This window comes from Mesorhizobium sp. 43Arga, assembly GCF_053714255.1.
This window is the reverse complement of record NZ_JBSKBO010000001.1, coordinates 1,200,861-1,219,101: the sequence shown is the minus strand read 5'-3', so window position 1 is coordinate 1,219,101 and position 18,241 is coordinate 1,200,861. Positions and strand designations below refer to the sequence as shown.

Sequence of the window (18,241 nt, the reverse complement as noted above, 5' to 3'; positions counted from 1 at the left end):
CCCCTTGATGCGGCGGTTTAGCCCGACAGGCTTGGACCGGCACGGCAACTCAGCCGTTGTGCGTGCCGACGATCTGGTCGCCTTCCAGCTTGGTGAACGGCACGAACGGCACCACCTTGCCATTGTAGATGTCCGAGCGGACGATGTTGAACGTGCCGTCGGCGAGCTGCTGCTTGGTCACCTTGAGCACGTGCTGCGCGCCCGGCGGGCCGACCGGAATGACCATCACACCGTTAGGCTTCAGCTGCTGCAGCAGCGACGGCGGAATGTGGTCGATGCCACAGGTGACGATGATCTTGTCGAACGGGCCGACGCTTTCCCAACCATAATAGCCGTCGGCATTGCGGCTGCTGACCGAACCGAATTCGCTGTAGCCGCGCTCGACCAGCCCGTCATAGGTGCGCCGCGTGCGCTGCGCCAGCGGATTGATGATCTCGATCGTGTGCACCTTGTCGGTGAGGTTGGCGAGATAGGCCGACTGGTAGCCCGAGCCGGTGCCGATCTCGAGCACGGCCTCGCCGAACTGCACGTCGATCGACGTCGTCATCCGCCCGACGAGGTGCGGACCCGAAATCGTCACGCCATAGCCGATGTCGAGGAAGGCATGGTCATAGGCGCGCCCCTGATTCTGCGGCAGCACGAATTCCTCACGCGGTGTCAAAAGGAAGGCGCGCTTGTTGCGGTCGTCCAGCACGTCCTTGTTGTAGACCATGATCTGGAAGCGATCGAAGCGCTGCGCCAAAAACTTTGGATCTTCGCCGCGATTGGCCACCATCCAGTCGATGAACGACTTTTTGTCGGTCAACGGCACTTCTGAGTTGCGGTCGTAAGGCACAGGCACGTTGGCCCTGACCGTGGCCGGAAGAATGGAGAACGCCGCCGCACCCGCCGACAGCGTCAAGAAATCTCGACGCTTCATGGAAAAAGCCTCCAAAAGTGGCCTTTGCCACCCCAAAACCAGCACTTCAACCCGATTGCACTGCCTCCCAAAACGAGTCAATGGGCGTCGAGGGGCGACCGTGCGGGCCGAAAAAATGTGGCAGGCGGGCAACAGTTTTGCCGATGCCATCGGCTTTTGCAGCCCCGCGCAATGGCGCGCCGCATTGCCGCAGGGCCTGCTGGAGTGCCGTTGCCTTATATTAGCAACAGCTGTTTTGCTTGACTCGGCCCGCAAAAACATGCAGCAAACCTGCATCGGAAGGGCTGAAATACCGCGTGCATGATCGTGGACGAGCCTTTTTTGGCACAAAGTCCACGTCTCTCGGTTGGTTTTGAGAGGGATTGGTTAACCAACTTTGTCCATATTTTGAAGCAATCGGCAATCAACGACAGGCGCGGCAAACGCGTCGGGGACCACCCTGGGATCACTCGCAGAATGGTCGTCGCGGCTGACAAGGCCACGTACGGGGAAAACCGATTGGAGCGAGATTGGTTGCATGGCGTTGTCGAGTAAACACAAAATAATCCGGGACCAGCGCGAGGGCGGCGAGTTCGTCGATGCGCAGCGCACCCCTTCCTTCAATTCGAAACGGATCGTCCGCTGGGTCTCGGTGCCTGGTGCCAGCGCCGCTGTCGGCCTCTGGCTGATCGGCACCATGGCCGGTCTCAGCTCCGTCGGCGCCTCGCTGTCGGCGACATCGAGCGGCCTGCCGCAGACGCTGGCCATGCCGGGCTCCCTGGCGATGGCCGATCCGGTGAAACAGCATTTCCTCAGATCTTCGGCGCCGTTCGTGCTGGCCAATGCCCATGGCGGCGCGCAGGCCTTGCACGATCATGCCGTGCAATGCGGCGCCACTTGCTTCAAGCTGGCCCGTGTGAGCCCGCTGGGCGAGAAATCCGCGCGCCTCGCGGCCCATGCAAAGCCGGAACAGCCAATCTTGAAGTCGAAGGCGCAGGAGCGTTTCGAACGCATGGAAGCGTCGCTGTCGCCGACCAAGCTCACCGCCGCCTTTGCCGGCGCCGGCAAGCCCGTCGCCATGGCCGACGCCCGCCCGGTGATTTCCAAGGCCGCGCCGCAGATTACCGAGGCGTCGCTGGTTCCGTCAGTCCAAGTGATGGCCAGCCTGTCGAACGACATGCCCGCTCCCGTGGCGGAACGCTTCGCCCGTGCCGATACCGGCGCCGTCGTCCAGACAGCGCCGGCGCCGGCGGGCCTCGCCCAGTCGCAGACGCCTGACAACACGCAGCTGGCGCTGGCCCTCGTCCAGTCGCTGCCGGTCGAGGACGAAGCATTTTCCTCGCCGCTGCCGATGACCGAATCCTCCGCCGATGTCGCGGTTGCACCTGCCGAGGCCCAGCCGCAACAGCCCGGCGACGCCGCCTCGCTACCGGATGCGCTGACCGACGACGTGCCGCTGCCGACCCTCCGCCCGCAATATGACGCGCCGCGGCAGCCAAAGGCCGTGGTGGAACAGGATGAACCGGCACCGCAGCCCAAGATTGGTCAGCCCAAGCTCGCGGAGCAGAAGCCGGCGCCGCAGGCAAAGCCGGTCCAGCAAGCCCAGCCGGCAAGGCCGGCCCGGGCCGGTCGGTCTGGCGAGAGCGGTGACGTGCTGGCCTATGCCAGGCCGGACACACCTTCGGGCGGCCTTGGCCAGGCGTTCAGGAACCTCTTCAATGGACCGGGCGGCGGAAGCGGAGCCGGCCACGGCGTCGCCGTCTATGACATCAGCGCCAAGACCGTCTATATGCCGGATGGCCAGCGGCTCGAGGCGCATTCCGGCCTCGGCGCCATGGTCGATCAGCCGCGCTATGTCCACGTCAAGGATCGTGGCCCGACGCCGCCTAACACCTACAACCTGTCGCTGCGCGAATCGCGCTTCCATGGCGTCGAGGCATTGCGCCTGACTCCGGTCGGCGGTGGCAACAAATACAACCGCAACGGCCTGCTTGCCCATACCTACATGCTGCGCGGCGGCCGCGCCGAGTCCAATGGCTGCGTCGTCTTCAGGGACTATTCCCGCTTCCTCGCCGCCTTCAAAAAGGGCAAGATCACACGTCTCGTCGTGGTGCCGCGCCTCAACGGATCGCCAACCCAGGTGGCGACGGACAACGCCCGCGGCGCCTGACCGCGGGCAGGTGGCCCCTCGCAACTGCCTTCTCCTGACAGCCTTCTGTCAGGAGCCGCACCCGAGCATGCGCCTCGCCGCATCGCGCTCTTTCCATTTTCGCCAAGACCTCCCATATTCGGGACATGGCCAAATCCCCCGACAAAAGAACGCCGCCGACGGCGAATGACGACCGCGCCGCGCCGAAGCGACGCAGCCCGCTGACCGATTTCCTCGACGCCTCCGAGCCGCTGCACAAAGGCGGCTTCGCCGAGATGCCGCAGCCCGAACTGTCGGGCACGCCGCTGACCGGTTCGATTGCTGATTGGGCCGAACAGATCGAGCAGGAGGCCGAACGCGAAGGGCACCAAACCGGCAAGGGCGACGGCGGCAAAGCGCCAAAACCGTCCAAGAAGATCCCCGAGCGTTCGACCGCGCCCGGTCGTACCGCGCGTGGCACCTCGATGGGCGGCGCGGCCACCGCCCGCGAACGCACGGCAGCCGGCCTCAATCCGATCGCCGGCCTGGACATTTCGCTGGAAGAGGCCGAGACGATGACGTCGAGCGGCGTTACCGCGACGGTCGCCGCGCTCTCGGCGCTGATCGAATCCGGCAATCCGCTGCACAAGGATGGCGTGTTGTGGACGCCGCACCGCCCGGCCCGGCCGGAAAAGTCGGAAGGCGGCATCGCCATCAAGATGGTGTCGGACTTCGAGCCGGCTGGCGACCAGCCGACCGCCATCAAGGACCTTGTCGAAGGCGTCGACAACAATGACCGCACCCAGGTGCTGCTCGGCGTCACCGGCTCCGGCAAAACCTTCACCATGGCCAAGGTGATCGAGGAAACGCAGCGCCCAGCCCTGATCCTGGCGCCCAACAAGACGCTGGCCGCGCAGCTCTATTCCGAGTTCAAGAAATTCTTCCCCGACAATGCGGTGGAGTATTTCGTCTCCTATTACGACTACTACCAGCCGGAAGCCTACGTCCCGCGCACCGACACCTTCATCGAGAAGGAATCCTCGATCAACGAACAGATCGACCGCATGCGCCACTCGGCGACGCGCTCGCTGCTCGAGCGCGACGACGTCATCATCGTCGCTTCGGTGTCCTGCATCTACGGTATTGGTTCGGTCGAGACCTATACGGCGATGACCTTCCAGATGCAGATCGGCGACCGGCTCGACCAGCGCGCTCTGCTCGCCGACCTCGTCGCCCAGCAATACAAGCGCCAGGACATCAATTTCGTGCGCGGCTCGTTTCGCGTGCGCGGCGACACGATCGAGATATTCCCGGCCCACCTTGAAGACCGCGCCTGGCGCATCTCGATGTTCGGCGACGAGATCGAGCAGATCACCGAATTCGATCCACTGACCGGCCAGAAGACCGGCGAATTGAAAAGCGTCAAGATCTACGCCAACTCGCACTATGTGACGCCGCGCCCGACGCTGAACCAGGCGATCAAGTCGATCAAGGAAGAGCTCAAGAACCGGCTGGTGGAGCTGGAGCGTGCCGGGCGTTTGCTGGAAGCGCAGCGGCTGGAACAACGCACGCGCTTCGACCTCGAAATGCTGGAGGCCACCGGCTCCTGCGCCGGCATCGAGAACTATTCGCGCTATCTCACCGGCCGCCAGCCGGGCGATCCGCCGCCGACGCTGTTCGAATACATTCCCGACAATGCGCTGGTGTTCATCGACGAGAGCCACGTCACCGTGCCGCAGATCGGCGGCATGTATCGCGGCGACTTCCGGCGCAAGGCGACGCTGGCGGAGTATGGCTTCCGCCTGCCCTCCTGCATGGACAACCGCCCGCTGCGCTTCGAGGAATGGGACGCCATGCGTCCGCTCTCCGTCGCCGTTTCGGCGACGCCGGGTGGCTGGGAGATGGAACAGTCCGGCGGCGTCTTCGCCGAACAGGTGATCCGCCCGACCGGCCTGATCGACCCACCGGTCGAGGTGCGCCCGGCCAAAAGCCAGGTCGACGATGTCGTCGGCGAGATCCGCGAGACCACGGCCGCCGGCTACCGCACGCTGGTCACCGTGCTGACCAAGCGCATGGCCGAGGATTTGACCGAATATCTGCACGAACAAGGTGTCCGCGTGCGCTACATGCACTCCGACATCGACACGCTGGAGCGCATCGAGATCCTGCGCGATTTGCGCCTCGGCGCCTTCGACGTGCTGGTCGGCATCAACCTTTTGCGCGAAGGCCTCGACATCCCCGAATGCGGCTTCGTCGCCATTCTCGATGCCGACAAGGAAGGGTTCTTGCGCTCGGAGACGTCGCTGATCCAGACCATCGGCCGCGCCGCCCGCAACGTCGACGGCAAGGTTATCCTCTATGCCGACCAGGTCACCGGCTCGATGGAGCGGGCGATGGCCGAGACCAACCGCCGCCGCGAAAAGCAGATGGAATGGAACGCCGCCAACGGCATCACGCCGGAATCGGTGAAGTCGCGCATCTCCGACATTCTGGACTCGGTCTACGAGAAGGACCATGTCCGCGCCGATATCTCGCAGTTCACCGACGGCGCCGGCGCCATGATGGGCAACAACCTCAAGGCCCATCTCGACGCGATGGAGAAGCAGATGCGCGACGCCGCCGCCAATCTCGACTTCGAGAAGGCCGCCCGCATCCGCGACGAGATCAAGCGGCTGCGCGAGATGGAACTGTCGATCTCCGAAGACCCGCTGGCCAAATACGCCGACATGGAAAGCCCGGTCTCGGGCCGCGAAAAGGGCAAGCACAACAAGGGCGTAGCCAAGCATCGCACGGCGGAGGAACAGGAGCGTTTCCGCAAGCTCGACGAAGCACGTGCCGCCGAAGAGGCTGCCAGGGCCGCCCGGCCCAACCTGTTCCGCAAGCCTGATCTCGACGAGATGGGTGCCGACGGCGCCGTGCCGGTGAAGAAGCCGCTGTTCTCCAAACCCTCGATCGACGACATGGGGCCTGGCACCGACATGCCGACGCCTGCGGGGGCGGTGTCGCGCTCGCTGTTCAAGAAGCAGTCGGCGTCCGAAGCGCACGGCTCCGATTTTGGTATTCCCGGCGAGCCGGTCAAGCCGCTGTTCAAGAAGAATTCGCTCGACGAGATGACGGTGCGCCGCACGGAAAAACCGGTCGAGGGAAAAGTCCCGGCGAAGCCCCAGTCGATCTCCCCTGCGGTGGGCGCCGGCAGGACAGAGGGGGGCGCGAAGGATCGCGACGAGTCCGTCAAGCCAATCATCCGCCAGCGCGCCGGCATCGGCTCCTACGAGGATCCGGGCGACGCACGTCGGGAGAAGCGCCGGCCGGGGAAAACGGGCAGGCCGGGGAAGTAGCGCTCTTCCTTCGCCCGCAAGGGGGAGAAGGGAAAGAGCCCATCGTCGCGCCTTAACATCCTGCTCGTCAAAGCCGGAACAGCCTCTCGACTATGCGCTTGCCGCGGGACGGCGGAAGCGATACGCACGGCTGCAATCCTGCCAGCCAAGCTCCCACCCACCTCACCTCATGAAACCCAGGGACATTGCCGCCTACGCCTTCCTGGCCGTCACCTGGGGCCTGTCGTTCCTGGTGCTGCTCAAGGTGGTGCACGCCTTCGGTTGGGTCGGCGCGGTCACCTTGCGCTCGCTGATCGCCAGCATCACGCTCTTCGTGCTGGCAGCGGCGACACGGCGTCGGCTCGATTTCAGCGCCGGCTGGCGGCATTTCACCGTGGTCGGCGCGACGACCGTCGCGGCACAGCTGATCGGCTTGTCCTACGCCACGCCGCGCGTCGGCACGGCGATGGCAGCCATCCTCGTCGCCGCGATCCCGCTGTTCTCGATGATCCTTGGCCAGCTATGGGGGCTCGAGCGCATCACCGTTCGCGGGCTCGCCGGCCTGCTGCTCGGCGCCGCAGGGATCGTCGTCCTGGTCGGCTTCCCTTCGGTGCCGATCACCCCGTCCTTCGCCTTCGGCTGCGCAGCCTCGCTGTTCAGTTCCTTCTCTGCAGCCTTCGGCAGCAACTACGCCAATCGCCATCTGCGCTCGGTCGGCTCGTTCGAACTCACCGGCGCCGCCTTCCTGTTCGGCGGCCTGATGACGCTGCCGTTGCTGATGGCCGTGCCGGTGCCGGCCATGCCGCGTCCTGTCGATTTCCTCTATCTCGTCCTTCTCGCCTGCGTGATGAGCGCGCTGACCTATGTCGTCTATTTCCGGCTGGTCGCCAGCATCGGCGCGACCAGGGCGATCAGCGTTGAATTCGCGGTGACCACGATCGCCGTAATGGTTGGCACTGTCATGCTTGGCGAGTCGCTGACCACCATCCAGGGTTTCGGCGCGGTGGCGATCATCGGCGGCTGCATATTGGTGCTGGATCCGTTCCCGCGCCGGGCGAAAGCAGCGGCCTTGCCATCCGCCCCGCCCTTGGTGTAATCGCTTCGCAACACTCGAACGTCTTGAAAGGAGGGCTCACGTGTTCACGTTTCATCGTCACCATCGTCAGCGTGGCCCGATCTCTGCCCTGCAAGCCAGCTTGCAGGGCTGACCAGGGACGGTCCGGGTTTTTCCCGCCTCGATTTTTTGGTCTGCCCTTCGTGGTGCCGCAACGGCTGTTCTGATGGCCGGCAAGCGCACCGTCTAAGTGCATTGAGCCGTATATCGGCCAAGACCAGAGAAATCCAAATGGCCCTGATCAGCCTCAAATCCCTCGGCGTCACCATGGGTGCGCCGCTTTTCGCAAACCTCGACCTCACCATCGGCACCGGCGACCGGCTTGGCATCGTTGCCGCCAACGGCCGCGGCAAGTCGACCCTGCTCAAATGCCTGACCGGCGAGATGGAGCCGACATCAGGCGATATCACCCGCACGCGCGGCCTGCGCGTCGGCCATGTCGAGCAATCCGCTCCCCCTGCCCTTCTCGGCCGCAGCTTCCATCAAGTGGTGGCCGATGCCTTGCCGCCCGAGCAGGCCGAGAGCGAGATGTGGCGCGTCGACGTAGTGCTGGATTCGCTCGACGTGCCCGAGACGATGCGCGAGCGGGAAATGCAGGCGCTGAGCGGCGGCTGGCAAAGGCTGGCTCTTATCGCCCGCGTCTGGGTCAACGATCCCGATGTGCTGCTGCTCGACGAACCGACCAACCATCTCGACCTTGCCCGCATCAGCCAGCTGGAAAGCTGGCTGAACGCGCTGCCGCGCGAGGTGCCCGTCGTCATCGCCAGCCACGACCGCGCCTTCCTCGACGCCACCACCAACCGCACGCTGTTCCTGCGCCCGGAACAATCGCCGGTGTTTGCGCTGCCCTACTCCCGCGCCAGGCAGGCGCTCGACGAGGTCGACGCCTCGACAGCGCGAAAATTCGAGCGCGACATGAAGGTCGCTCAGCAATTGCGAAAGCAGGCCGCCAAGCTCAACAACATCGGCATCAACTCCGGTAGCGACCTTTTGACGGTGAAGACCAAGCAGCTCAGGGAACGGGCCGAGAAACTCGAAGAGGCGGCGGTATCTGCACATCGTGAGAAGTCGGCCGGCGCGATCCGGCTTGCCAATCGCGGCACCCACGCCAAGGTGCTGATCACGCTCGACGATGCGGCCGTGGAAACGCCGGACGGCGCATTGCTGTTCAGGACCGGCAAGCGCCACATCTGCCAGGGCGACCGCATCGTGCTGCTCGGCCGAAATGGTGTCGGCAAATCGCGCTTCGTCAGCCTGATCCGCAACGCCATCGTCGAGCCCGACACGGTCGGAAACGTGAAGGTGACGCCGTCGACGGTGCTCGGCTACAGCGACCAGGCCCTGTCCGGCATCAGCGGCGACGACACGCCGCTGGCGATGGTCTCGCGCCGCTACGATGTCGGCGAGCAGCGCGCCCGCTCGCTGCTTGCCGGGGCCGGCGTGGTCATCGAGATGCAGGAGAAAAGGATCGGCGTGCTGTCCGGCGGCCAGAAGGCGCGGCTGATGATGCTGGCGCTGAGGCTCGCCAATCCCAACTTCTACCTGCTCGACGAGCCGACCAACCATCTCGACATCGATGGCCAGGAAGCGCTGGAGGAGGAATTGCTCAAGCACCAGGCAAGCTGCGTGCTCGCCTCGCACGACCGCTCCTTCATCCGCGCCATAGGCAACCGCTACTGGCTGATCGAGAAGCGGAAGCTGACGGAGGTCGAGGATCCGGAGGACTTTTTCCGCGAGGTGGCCGAAGACGGCGGCTGAGCGGCGAGCCAGGTTCGTTTCGCCTGTAAATTATTTGCTTACACATCTTGATCTGTGTAAGCAACCTGTTTACGTAGATCGATGATCAAGTCCTACAAGAACAAGGCGCTGTCGGACCTCTTTCAAACCGGAAAAACCGGGAAGATCGACGCCAAAATGCACCAGCGCATTCTTGTCCGGTTTGACCGCCTGGAAGCCTCGGAGAAGCCGGAGGAGATGAACCTCCCCGGCCTCGACTTCCACCCGCCGAAAGGCTTCGATCCGATCCGCTACACGGTCCATGTCAACGGCCCGTGGTGCATCACATTTGAATTCGACGGTAATGATGCCGCCCGCGTCGATTTCGAGCAATACCACTGAGGTGGCCAGATTGGAGAAGTTCGACTTATGACCGTGCACGAGCCGACGCGTCCGATCGAGCGTTGTCCCTCCCACCCGGGGGCGCTACTTGAGGACATTATCCCGGCAACCGGAAAGACCAAGGTGGAAATTGCAAATCTGCTCGGGATCTCCCGGCAACAGCTTTATGACATCATCCGCGAAAAGAAGCCGGTTTCCCCGGCTGTGGCCGCTCGCCTCGGGAAGATGTTTGGCGACGGTGCTGCGATCTGGCTTCGGATGCAGGCGGCTTTCGATGCCTGGCACGCCGAGCGCGAGGTTGATGTTTCAGCGATCCCAACGCTTAAGGTCGCCTAGGCCCATTCTGGATTGAATCCGGAGTCGTAACAAAAAATTCGGCGCTCTGTCGGATCGCCTGAACCTGCTGCGTCCTTGGGATGCCGACACGATGATGCCGGCATCAACCCAGGGAGAGAACATCATGTCGGTCTTTTCATCCATCGGTCGCATCGCAACCCAATATGCGGCGGCACGTGCCCGTCATCGCAGCGAACGCATCCTGCTCTCGCTGCCAGCCGAATTGCGCAAGGATATCGGCTTTCCGGACCTCTTCGACGCGCAGAACAGCCGTCGTGCAACGACCTTCTCGGCCAAGGTCATATGACCGCGACCAGCCTGTTCATGCGATTGCCGCTTAAATCCGCCGGTTGCCCGGCCTGTCCGGGCCCGGCTCGCAAAAAAATTCGCGCCGCCATGTAGGATTGCCGTCCGCTCGTGCGTCCTGTGGTTCGCAAGGCCAAGCCGAACGCAAAGAGGAGCAAGACATGACTGACCAGACCCCCATTCAGCCCAGGGCAGAAGTGCTCGGCGGATTGACCCCTTATCTGCAGGTGGACGGCGCCTTCAAGGCCGCTGATTTCTACAAGAAGGCCTTTGGCGCCGAGCAGGTGTTTGCCTATCCGGCGGATGAAAAAGGCCGCACCATGCATATCCATCTCCACATCAACGGCTCGACGCTCATGCTGGGCGACGCCTATCCGGAGCATGGCCATCCACACAAGGCCGCGCAAGGCTACACGCTGCAGCTCCATCTCGACGATGGCGACATCGACTCTTGGTGGCAGCGCGCCGTCGATGCCGGCTGCGAAGTGGTCACGCCGCTGCAGGTGATGTTCTGGGGCGACCGCTGGGGACAGCTGAACGATCCGTTCGGCGTCGCCTGGGCAATGAACGCGCCGGTGAAGCAGATTTCCTAGCGAGCAGGCGTCGCCCGCCAGGGCTGACGTGCTCACCGCGCCGGGTCGTATCCCCGCCGACCCGGCGCTCGTTTTTCAGCAAAGGAGTTCACCATGTCCTATGTCGATGGTTTCGTGCTTGCCGTGCCCAAGGCCAAACTCGACGACTACAAGAAGCTGGCCAACCTCGCGGGCCCCATATGGATGGAACACGGCGCGCTGGCCTATGTCGAATGCATCGGCGACGACGTACCCTATGGCGAACTGACCTCATTTCCGCGTGCCGTTCAGGCAAAGGACGACGAGATCGTCGTCTTCGCCTGGGCGGTCTATGACTCCAGGCAAAGCCGCGACACGGTGATGGCCAAGGTGATGGCCGACCCGCGTTTGACACCCGATTTGGGGCCTATGCCCTTCGATATGAAGCGCATGATCTTCGGCGGCTTCCAGCCCTTCATCGAGCTTTGAGCAGCTGAGCCCAACCGCTTGGTCGTCCTATGGCGCAGCAAAGGGGCCTATTCGCTAGTCCAGCTTGTCCAGCAGCGGCTTCAGCCGGTCCCCATAGCGCTTCCACAGGTCGACCGAGCCTTGATACATCGGCTGGCGCACCTGCGCGGCGGAAGCCGTGCGCACCGGCCGGTCGGTCGCGTGAAACGACAGCACGGCATCGTCCCATGGCAGGCCGAGATAGTCGATGAGCGCCCGGCTCTGGCCTTCCTGGTCGGCGACGAAATCCTCGTAGCGCACATCGTGCACGACGCCGGGCAGCACCTTGTGCCAATGCGCCATGATGTCGGTGTAGAGATTGTGGAAGTCGGCGAGTTCGCCGAGGTCATAGCCATAGCGGTGGCTGTCGCCGCGGAAATGCACCTTGTAGATCGACAGGCAGGTTGCCGCCGCATCGCGGGTGCAGTGGACGATCCTGGCCTTCGGCATCATCATGTGGATGAAGCCTATAAGCAGGAAATTGCCAGGCATCTTGTCGGTCACGTGGCTGATATTGGGATAGCGGGCATGCAGCATGTCGAGATAGGCCTGGCCCGCCTCGGCGAAATCCGCATCGTCCGTATCCGATACGCCCCACGGAAAGCCGCCCGGCATGGTCGCCGGGAACTGCTTGCCGACCGCCTTCTTCAGGATGCTGAGCTCGCCCGCGCCATAGACCTGCGGATGGCTGGCGATGATCTGCTCGACCAGCGTCGTGCCTGAACGCGGCATGCCGACGACGAAGATCGGCGCGTCATCGGTGATCGAACTCGGCCTATGCCTTTCGAAGAAGCCGGCATCGAACACCGTCTTCATCGCCGCGAATTCCTCGCGCGTCCTGACGGGGTCGTAGTCGATCCCCTTGCGGCGAATGGCATTGCCCTCGGCGAAATAGTCGAAGGCCCTGTTGTAATCCTTCAAATCGTCATTGGCCTTCCCCAGACCGAAGGACAATTGCATGCGCGCCAGGCTGTCCTGCGGCGCCTTGGCGTGCTGGGCTTCCATGCCGGCCAATTCGGCGTCGCGCTCCTTCTGGCGCTTGACCTGCGTCAGCATCAGCCAGGCGGTGGCCATGCCCGGGTTGACCGCCAGCGCCTGCCGGAACAAGTCTGCCGCCTCGTCGAGCTTGCCTTTTTCCATCATTCCGACGCCAAGCCCGTGCAGCAGGTCGGCATCCCTGGGGCGGATGGTCAGCGACTCGCGAAAAACCGCCAGAGCCTCGTCCAGCCGTCCAGCTTCCTGCAGGGTTTCGGCAAGCCCGATGCGGGCACGCACATGGAAGGGGTTGCGCGTGACCGTGCCGCGATAGATCTCTTCGGCCTCCTCGAACCGGCCGAGCTGCTTCAGCGACGAGCCGAGATTGTCGCGCGCGGCGAGCTGCTCCGGCCGCAGATCCACCGCGCCGCGGAAGAAGTCGATTGCCGCGGCGACGCGGCCGAGGTCGCGCATCACCGTGCCGAAATTGTTGAGGAAATCGGCATTCGTCGGCTGCAGGCTCACCGACCGTTCGATGAGATCCAGGCCTTCTTCGCTGCGCCCGCTCTGGTGCAGAAGCAATCCCAGGAAATGCGCAGCCGCCGCGTGTTTGGGCTGGCGCGCCAACACCTGCCGGTAGATCGATTCTGCTTCTTGCCGGCGCCCGGCCTGGTGCAGCTGCAGGGCCTGCTGCACATACTGGTCGAGACCCAGCGGCGGCTGTCCGCCCGCGCCAGACCTGGTTCCCGCACCCGCCGCTCGTCTTTGATCTCTGTTGATGGGAAACCTGCCGTGTTTGTCCGCCTGCTGCGATCTAGGCCATTGGCACGGCAGGTTCAAGTCTCCGCGGGGTTCCGGGCCCTTTCGGGATGAGCGATCAGATCAGGCGGTTGGTCTCGCCAACCTGCCTCGCCCGCCTCACCGTGCCATCGGTGTCGGGGATCGTTCGCCTTGCCGCCTCATCGCTTCTGATCGTCAGCGGTGCCGACTTGACGATCATCGGCTGGCCGGTCGGGCCAACGGCAATGGCGTGGATCGCGATTGGCTTGATGATTGCCCATTGCCGGTGGACGAAAGTGCCGCCCGGCAGGGCCTGACTCTTGTTTTGACGCAGCTCCGGGAGGAAACCCGTTTTTTCTGGAATTGCTTTGGGCAGGACCCGCCTTCTGCCGACATACGGGAGAAGGCAGGCACTGCCCTCTCAGCACGGCCCGTCACCGACGATGCGGTAGTCCGCCGCGCGGGCTTCGCAGGCATTCGGGAAGCTGCGCATCTCGCCATGGCGGCGGGCGCAGACGGGCGCGTATTCGCGGGTGCAGAACGTCCGCTCTTCACCGCCGCCACCGCCATCGTCGCCGCGGCAGGGGCCGTCGCGCACGATGCGGTAGCCGGCGCGGTCGGCAAGGCAGGCATTGGCGAAGGTCTGGCGGTCGCCGCCGCGCCGGGCGCAGACGGGCTCGTATTGCCTGGTGCAGAATTCCGGTCCGGGACGCGGCGGATGCGGGCGTGGTCCCGGCCCGTCATCGACGACGACGGTGCAGGCGGCCAGAAGCGCCGACAGGAACAGGACGGCGAACCCTTGCCGCGAAAAGACCGACGTCAGGAATTTCATGGTGATTTCTCCCTCGATCCCATCCCCGATCGCGATCCTCGCCATTCCCCTGTCGAATGCAACCCCGCTGGCGGATGCAACCGCGTTCGCCGGGGAAGAAACGGCGGTTGCAGCCTTGGCCGGCGGTCGCCGGCATACTGGCCCATGCGCGACCCTATCTGTGGGTCAATGACCGGCCCGGCAACGAGGCCTATTTGCGGCCCGTCGACGCTCAGATCGGTCGATTCTTGCGTCGGGCTGCGCTCAGTGTGGCGGCCCGCGGCGCTATCTTGCAACCTTCACGTTTCCGTGCGATAAATTCCGTGTTCGGGCATTTGCGACCCGGAGAGCGGAACGTTTTGGACGACCTTTCCCCGATACTGTGAATCTCTGACGGCCCCGTTTTTCGGCGGGGGGTTTGACCATGCGCCAATGCATGACTGCCGAAAGCAACCACCGGGAACTGCCCTCGACGCCAGGTGGCGGGCAGGACCACCAAAGACTGAACGGGTGAAGGAGTTTCCCCAATGGCCCAGACCGGCACCGTTAAATTCTTCAACGCGACCAAAGGCTTCGGTTTCATCACGCCCGACGGCGGCGCCAAGGACGTGTTCGTCCATATTTCCGCGATCGAGGCATCGGGCCTGCGCACGCTCGTCGACGGCCAGAAGGTCACCTTCGACGTCGAGCCGGACCGCATGGGCAAAGGCCCGAAGGCGGTCAATCTCCGCGCTGCCTGAACCATCGGCGCCGTGCGTCCCTGACGGCGGGCGAACGAGGGTTTCGAGCTTGCCCAGCCTGTGGGCACGCAGACAGATTTTAAAAGGCGCGGCGATTTTCGTCGCGCCTTTTTCATGTCCGCGGCACAGCATAAGTTCATGTCGCCCGGAAGTGGATCCGGCTCCGGGTCAACGACATGCATCACAACAAGGGCTTAAGGCGCTTTAAGTGCCCGCAAAACTTTCTCTTGCCGATGACGCTAAAATAAAGGACAAATTTCCTCTCGGGCATTTGCCGGCCCGAGACTGGACTTTATGGGATCAAAGGAGCTTCCCATGCCGCAGACCGGCACCGTCAAATTCTTCAACCATGCCAAAGGCTTCGGCTTCATCACGCCGGACGATGGCGCGAAGGATGTCTTCGTCCATATTTCGGCCGTGCAGGCGTCGGGTCTTCCCGGTCTCGAAGATGGGCAGAAAGTAACGTTCGACACCGAGCCGGACAAGCGCGGCAAGGGACCCAAGGCCGTCAACCTGTCGGTCGGCTGAGCCGGCTTCAGATTGTCGGCCCCAGCGGGGCAGCCCAGCTCGATCAGAGCCCGGTTTTTGGCGCCCCCTCTTAGCCGGCAGGTCGAAATCCGTTCAGCCTCCGTTCAGCCACGGTCGCATATTAGTCTTGGGTAAAGCCGGACCGCATCCACTGCAAAACTGCACGGTCCGGTACGAAGGAGACCAAGATGAACAGAATTTTCAAGACTGCCGTGCTGTCCGCCGCCGTGGCGGCCACCATGCTGGTGGCCTTGCCCGCAGCCAATGCCGATGAATGGCGCCATCACCGCCACCACGGCAATGGCGACGCCATTGCCGCCGGTGTGCTCGGCCTTGCCGCCGGTGCCCTGATCGGTGGCGCCCTGGCCAATGACCAGCCCCCGCCTGACGCTGACCGCTACTACGATGACGGTTACTACGACCGTGACGTCCGGATCCGCCCGGCACCGGTCCGCCGCTATTATGTGGAGCCTCGGGTGGTTTATGCCGATCGCTATGCCGAGCCGTGGACGCGTGACTGGTACGAGTACTGCTCGGACCGCTACCGCAGCTTCAACTCCCGCACCGGCACCTTCACCGGCAATGATGGCGAGCAGCATTTCTGCACTGCCAACTGAGTGCATGTCGCCCAAAAGCATGCCCTCGGGCCTGACCCGAGGGTGCGCAGCGGTTTTGGGATAACGACTTGCACCAAACGAAATCCCGAAGCGCGAAAGCGCCTAGGGCTTCCCTGCCCCAAACAAAAAGCGCTGACCGCAAGGCCAGCGCTTTTTTGTTTGACCCTACCACTTCGTGTCGAGGGTGCTGATCCCTAGACAAGAAACGGATTGGTCCTGCGCTCCTCGCCGAAACGGCCGCCAGGGCCGTGGCCGCAGATGAAGCCGATGTCGTCGCCAAGCGGCAAGAGCTTCTCCTTGATCGAGGCGATCAGCGTTGCATGGTCGCCGCCCGGCAGGTCGGTGCGGCCGACCGAGCCGCGGAACAGCACGTCGCCGACATGGGCGAACTTGGACGCGCGGTTGTAGTAGACGACATGGCCGGGCGCGTGGCCAGGACAATGCAGCACCTCGAACAAATGGCCGCCGAACGACACCGTCTCGCCTTCGGTGAGGAACCGGTCGGGCACGCAGTTGCGCGCGCCGGCAATGCCGTAGAGCCTGCCCTGTTTCTCCAGATTGTCGAGCAAGGGCCTGTCGGCTGCATGTGGGCCGATGATTTCGAGGCCGAGCGCTTCCTTCAGCTCCATGGCGCCGCCGGCATGGTCGATATGGCCGTGCGTGATCCAGATCGCCTCGGCCGTGATAGCATTGTCCTTCAGCACCGCCAGCACCTTGTCGATGTCGCCGCCCGGATCGACGACGACGCCGTGCTTGTCGTCCATGTCGAACAGGATGGTGCAGTTCTGCTGAAACGGTGTGACCGGCACGATGCCGGCATTGAGCTGACCCATGTTCGTCCTTTCGATGTTCACGCGGTGATGTAGAGGCGAGAATGAAGGGCGTCCACCCTTCGAAAGACGAACAGTCAGTCATTGCAGAAACAGAAATGGGCGGCCGAAGCCGCCCATTTGAACAAACCTGAGACCGTCAGACTTACTTCTTCATGGCGCCCATGACCGCGCCGATGATGCCGGTCAGGATCGCGCCGCCGCCGGCGCCGCCGACGATGTTGTCGAGGTTGAGTGCACTGCCGAGACCGCTCGTCGCTGCGGCCGCCGCCGCCGGATCGACCGCGCCGTGGCCAAGCAGGCTGCCGAGGATCGCCGCGCCGCCAACACCGCCAATGGCGCCACCCAGGATTTTGGGAAGCTGGCCCATCGCCGCGTTCTTGAGCGCAACACCGACCGCCTGACCACCGATGATACCCGTAATCACCTGCACAATGATCGGAAGAAGCGTGTTCATGTCCATATGATTAGTCCCTCCATAGCTGCCAGCCTCCCGGGCCGACACCATCATGAGACGCCGAATTGACTGAAAGTCAAATGCAGAAACGCTGAAATAAAAAGGGCGGCCCGAAAACCGCCCCTGCTTGCGCGAAAAGCTGTGACTATCGTTATTCTGCGGCGATCGCGTGCTTCGGCTGAACGGCGGCAGAATAGTCATTCATGAGGTTCTTGGCGATTTCGCCAACCTCGAATCGGTAAGGGCCGATCTCAGAAACCGGCGTTACTTCCGCCGCCGTTCCAGTCAGGAAGCATTGTTCGAAGCCTTCGAGTTCTTCCGGAAGGATGGCGCGTTCGATCACTTCCAGCCCACGGTCCCTGGCGAGCCCAATGACCGTGCGGCGGGTGATGCCGTCGAGGAAGCAATCGGGCTTGGGCGTATGGATCTTGCCGTCCTTGACGAAGAATATGTTGGCGCCAGTTGCCTCGGCGACCTGGCCGCGCCAGTCGAGCATCATGGCGTCGGCATAGCCTTTTGCTTCGGCGGCGTGCTTGGACATGGTGCAGATCATGTAGAGGCCGGCGGCCTTCGACTTCGACGGCGCCGTGCGCGGGTCGGGCCGGCGCCATTCCGCGACATCGAGGCGGATGCCTTTCAGCTTCTGCGCCGGATCGAAATAGCTCGGCCACTGCCAGATGGCGATGGCGACGTTGATGCGGTTGTTCTGCGCCGAAACGCCCATCTGCTCGCTGCCGCGCCAGGCGATCGGCCTGACATAGGCGTCCTGGAATCCTTGCTTCTTCAGCAGCGTGGTCGAGGCGTCGTTGAGCTCGGCGACCGAATAGGGAATCTTGAAGCCAAGCAGGCGCGCCGATTCATGCAGGCGTTCGGTGTGCTCGTTGAGCTTGAAGATCTCCCCGCCATAAGCGCGCTCGCCCTCGAAGACCGCGCTGGCGTAATGCAGACCGTGCGTCAGAACATGGATCTTGGCGTCGCCCCACGCAACGAATTCGCCATTCATCCAGATGAAGCCGTCCAGTTGATCGAAGGGAACGGATGCCATGGTAACCTCCCGCGGGTCGCGGCCCGCATATCCTTAGTGTCGTAGCGTGTTCTTTTTGGCCGTGCCGTGTGATTGAAGACGCCGGCCGGTGTTGCGAAGCGTAGGCGGATAATCGCGCTCTGGCAAACTCAGGAAGTTCCGGAAAAACCGGCCTGCCTTGCCTTTTCGTTCGCAATCCGCCCA

20 protein-coding genes are annotated in these 18,241 nt (G+C 63.4%); 13 read left to right on the top strand and 7 right to left on the bottom strand.

Annotated elements, in window-relative coordinates; translation table 11 throughout:
- Window positions 1–49: 49 nt before the first annotated feature.
- Window positions 50–919: a protein-L-isoaspartate O-methyltransferase family protein gene (locus ACWGS8_RS06055; RefSeq protein ID WP_454580043.1), complete on the bottom strand. Its 870-nt coding sequence runs from the start codon at window positions 917–919 to the stop codon at window positions 50–52.
- A gap of 100 nt (window positions 920–1,019) precedes the next feature.
- Here ACWGS8_RS06055 and ACWGS8_RS06050 point away from each other — a divergent pair, with 100 nt between their 5' ends.
- The 10 genes from ACWGS8_RS06050 to ACWGS8_RS06005 all read left to right on the top strand — a co-directional run bounded on the left by ACWGS8_RS06050 (window position 1,020) and on the right by ACWGS8_RS06005 (window position 11,257).
- Window positions 1,020–1,223 carry a hypothetical protein gene (locus ACWGS8_RS06050; RefSeq protein ID WP_454580042.1) on the top strand — a complete coding sequence of 68 codons (204 nt, stop codon included), beginning with the start codon at window positions 1,020–1,022 and terminating at the stop codon, window positions 1,221–1,223.
- 213 nt (window positions 1,224–1,436) lie between these two features.
- Entirely contained in the window at window positions 1,437–3,068 is a 1,632-nt protein-coding gene (locus ACWGS8_RS06045; protein WP_454580041.1) for a tlde1 domain-containing protein, read from the top strand.
- Between the two features lie 125 nt (window positions 3,069–3,193).
- Window positions 3,194–6,364, top strand: coding sequence for an excinuclease ABC subunit UvrB (gene uvrB, locus ACWGS8_RS06040; RefSeq protein WP_454580040.1), 3,171 nt, complete (start codon window positions 3,194–3,196; stop codon window positions 6,362–6,364).
- A 169-nt stretch (window positions 6,365–6,533) separates the two neighbouring features.
- Complete coding sequence (locus ACWGS8_RS06035) at window positions 6,534–7,439, top strand: DMT family transporter (protein ID WP_454580039.1); 906 nt, start codon at window positions 6,534–6,536, stop codon at window positions 7,437–7,439.
- A 249-nt stretch (window positions 7,440–7,688) separates the two neighbouring features.
- Window positions 7,689–9,215 (top strand): ABC-F family ATP-binding cassette domain-containing protein, encoded by a 1,527-nt coding sequence (locus ACWGS8_RS06030; RefSeq protein WP_454580038.1) that lies wholly within the window; start codon window positions 7,689–7,691, stop codon window positions 9,213–9,215.
- Between the two features lie 81 nt (window positions 9,216–9,296).
- Entirely contained in the window at window positions 9,297–9,575 is a 279-nt protein-coding gene (locus tag ACWGS8_RS06025) for a type II toxin-antitoxin system RelE/ParE family toxin (RefSeq protein WP_454580037.1), read from the top strand.
- Between the two features lie 27 nt (window positions 9,576–9,602).
- On the top strand, window positions 9,603–9,911 hold the full coding sequence (locus ACWGS8_RS06020; protein ID WP_199644020.1) for a HigA family addiction module antitoxin: 309 nt from the start codon (window positions 9,603–9,605) through the stop codon (window positions 9,909–9,911).
- A gap of 124 nt (window positions 9,912–10,035) precedes the next feature.
- Complete coding sequence (locus ACWGS8_RS06015; protein WP_454580036.1) at window positions 10,036–10,218, top strand: hypothetical protein; 183 nt, start codon at window positions 10,036–10,038, stop codon at window positions 10,216–10,218.
- A 160-nt stretch (window positions 10,219–10,378) separates the two neighbouring features.
- Complete coding sequence (locus ACWGS8_RS06010) at window positions 10,379–10,810, top strand: VOC family protein (protein ID WP_454580035.1); 432 nt, start codon at window positions 10,379–10,381, stop codon at window positions 10,808–10,810.
- Window positions 10,811–10,903: 93 nt separating this feature from the next.
- On the top strand, window positions 10,904–11,257 hold the full coding sequence (locus tag ACWGS8_RS06005) for a DUF1428 domain-containing protein (protein WP_454580034.1): 354 nt from the start codon (window positions 10,904–10,906) through the stop codon (window positions 11,255–11,257).
- Between the two features lie 54 nt (window positions 11,258–11,311).
- Here ACWGS8_RS06005 and ACWGS8_RS06000 read toward each other — a convergent pair whose 3' ends face one another.
- From ACWGS8_RS06000 to ACWGS8_RS05990, 3 genes are all read right to left on the bottom strand, one after another.
- Entirely contained in the window at window positions 11,312–12,946 is a 1,635-nt protein-coding gene (locus tag ACWGS8_RS06000; RefSeq protein ID WP_454580033.1) for a tetratricopeptide repeat-containing sulfotransferase family protein, read from the bottom strand.
- Between the two features lie 181 nt (window positions 12,947–13,127).
- Window positions 13,128–13,250, bottom strand: a complete 123-nt coding sequence (locus ACWGS8_RS05995; protein ID WP_454580032.1) for a hypothetical protein — start codon at window positions 13,248–13,250, stop codon at window positions 13,128–13,130.
- Window positions 13,251–13,451: 201 nt separating this feature from the next.
- Window positions 13,452–13,862, bottom strand: coding sequence for a Kazal-type serine protease inhibitor family protein (locus ACWGS8_RS05990; protein WP_454580031.1), 411 nt, complete (start codon window positions 13,860–13,862; stop codon window positions 13,452–13,454).
- 506 nt (window positions 13,863–14,368) lie between these two features.
- Between ACWGS8_RS05990 and ACWGS8_RS05985 the strand changes: the two genes are divergently transcribed.
- From ACWGS8_RS05985 to ACWGS8_RS05975, 3 genes are all read left to right on the top strand, one after another.
- On the top strand, window positions 14,369–14,581 hold the full coding sequence (locus ACWGS8_RS05985) for a cold-shock protein (protein WP_006202520.1): 213 nt from the start codon (window positions 14,369–14,371) through the stop codon (window positions 14,579–14,581).
- 315 nt (window positions 14,582–14,896) lie between these two features.
- The gene (locus tag ACWGS8_RS05980) at window positions 14,897–15,109 is read left to right on the top strand and encodes a cold-shock protein (RefSeq protein ID WP_008877668.1); all 213 of its coding nucleotides are present in this window, start codon (window positions 14,897–14,899) and stop codon (window positions 15,107–15,109) included.
- Window positions 15,110–15,297: 188 nt separating this feature from the next.
- Entirely contained in the window at window positions 15,298–15,726 is a 429-nt protein-coding gene (locus ACWGS8_RS05975) for a BA14K family protein (protein ID WP_454580030.1), read from the top strand.
- A 194-nt stretch (window positions 15,727–15,920) separates the two neighbouring features.
- Here the strand turns inward: ACWGS8_RS05975 and ACWGS8_RS05970 are convergent, their stop codons facing one another.
- The 3 genes from ACWGS8_RS05970 to ACWGS8_RS05960 all read right to left on the bottom strand — a co-directional run bounded on the left by ACWGS8_RS05970 (window position 15,921) and on the right by ACWGS8_RS05960 (window position 18,058).
- On the bottom strand, window positions 15,921–16,559 hold the full coding sequence (locus ACWGS8_RS05970) for an MBL fold metallo-hydrolase (RefSeq protein WP_454580029.1): 639 nt from the start codon (window positions 16,557–16,559) through the stop codon (window positions 15,921–15,923).
- Window positions 16,560–16,701: 142 nt separating this feature from the next.
- Window positions 16,702–17,019, bottom strand: a complete 318-nt coding sequence (locus tag ACWGS8_RS05965) for a hypothetical protein (RefSeq protein WP_143973360.1) — start codon at window positions 17,017–17,019, stop codon at window positions 16,702–16,704.
- 145 nt (window positions 17,020–17,164) lie between these two features.
- Entirely contained in the window at window positions 17,165–18,058 is an 894-nt protein-coding gene (locus ACWGS8_RS05960) for a branched-chain amino acid aminotransferase (protein WP_010911087.1), read from the bottom strand.
- Window positions 18,059–18,241: the final 183 nt, after the last annotated feature.

Bases quoted from the DNA above. Each gene is read 5' to 3' on its own strand.
- ACWGS8_RS06055 (WP_454580043.1), bottom strand. From the start codon at position 919: ATGAAGCGTCGAGATTTCTTGACGCTGTCGGCGGGTGCGGCGGCGTTC.
- ACWGS8_RS06015 (WP_454580036.1), top strand. From the start codon at position 10,036: ATGTCGGTCTTTTCATCCATCGGTCGCATCGCAACCCAATATGCGGCG.
- ACWGS8_RS06020 (WP_199644020.1), top strand. From the start codon at position 9,603: ATGACCGTGCACGAGCCGACGCGTCCGATCGAGCGTTGTCCCTCCCAC.
- ACWGS8_RS05990 (WP_454580031.1), bottom strand. From the start codon at position 13,862: ATGAAATTCCTGACGTCGGTCTTTTCGCGGCAAGGGTTCGCCGTCCTG.
- ACWGS8_RS05995 (WP_454580032.1), bottom strand. From the start codon at position 13,250: ATGATCGTCAAGTCGGCACCGCTGACGATCAGAAGCGATGAGGCGGCA.
- ACWGS8_RS05970 (WP_454580029.1), bottom strand. From the start codon at position 16,559: ATGGGTCAGCTCAATGCCGGCATCGTGCCGGTCACACCGTTTCAGCAG.
- ACWGS8_RS05980 (WP_008877668.1), top strand. From the start codon at position 14,897: ATGCCGCAGACCGGCACCGTCAAATTCTTCAACCATGCCAAAGGCTTC.
- ACWGS8_RS05965 (WP_143973360.1), bottom strand. From the start codon at position 17,019: ATGGACATGAACACGCTTCTTCCGATCATTGTGCAGGTGATTACGGGT.
- ACWGS8_RS06005 (WP_454580034.1), top strand. From the start codon at position 10,904: ATGTCCTATGTCGATGGTTTCGTGCTTGCCGTGCCCAAGGCCAAACTC.
- ACWGS8_RS06035 (WP_454580039.1), top strand. From the start codon at position 6,534: ATGAAACCCAGGGACATTGCCGCCTACGCCTTCCTGGCCGTCACCTGG.
- ACWGS8_RS06030 (WP_454580038.1), top strand. From the start codon at position 7,689: ATGGCCCTGATCAGCCTCAAATCCCTCGGCGTCACCATGGGTGCGCCG.
- uvrB (WP_454580040.1), top strand. From the start codon at position 3,194: ATGGCCAAATCCCCCGACAAAAGAACGCCGCCGACGGCGAATGACGAC.
- ACWGS8_RS05960 (WP_010911087.1), bottom strand. From the start codon at position 18,058: ATGGCATCCGTTCCCTTCGATCAACTGGACGGCTTCATCTGGATGAAT.
- ACWGS8_RS05975 (WP_454580030.1), top strand. From the start codon at position 15,298: ATGAACAGAATTTTCAAGACTGCCGTGCTGTCCGCCGCCGTGGCGGCC.
- ACWGS8_RS06045 (WP_454580041.1), top strand. From the start codon at position 1,437: ATGGCGTTGTCGAGTAAACACAAAATAATCCGGGACCAGCGCGAGGGC.
- ACWGS8_RS06010 (WP_454580035.1), top strand. From the start codon at position 10,379: ATGACTGACCAGACCCCCATTCAGCCCAGGGCAGAAGTGCTCGGCGGA.
- ACWGS8_RS05985 (WP_006202520.1), top strand. From the start codon at position 14,369: ATGGCCCAGACCGGCACCGTTAAATTCTTCAACGCGACCAAAGGCTTC.
- ACWGS8_RS06025 (WP_454580037.1), top strand. From the start codon at position 9,297: ATGATCAAGTCCTACAAGAACAAGGCGCTGTCGGACCTCTTTCAAACC.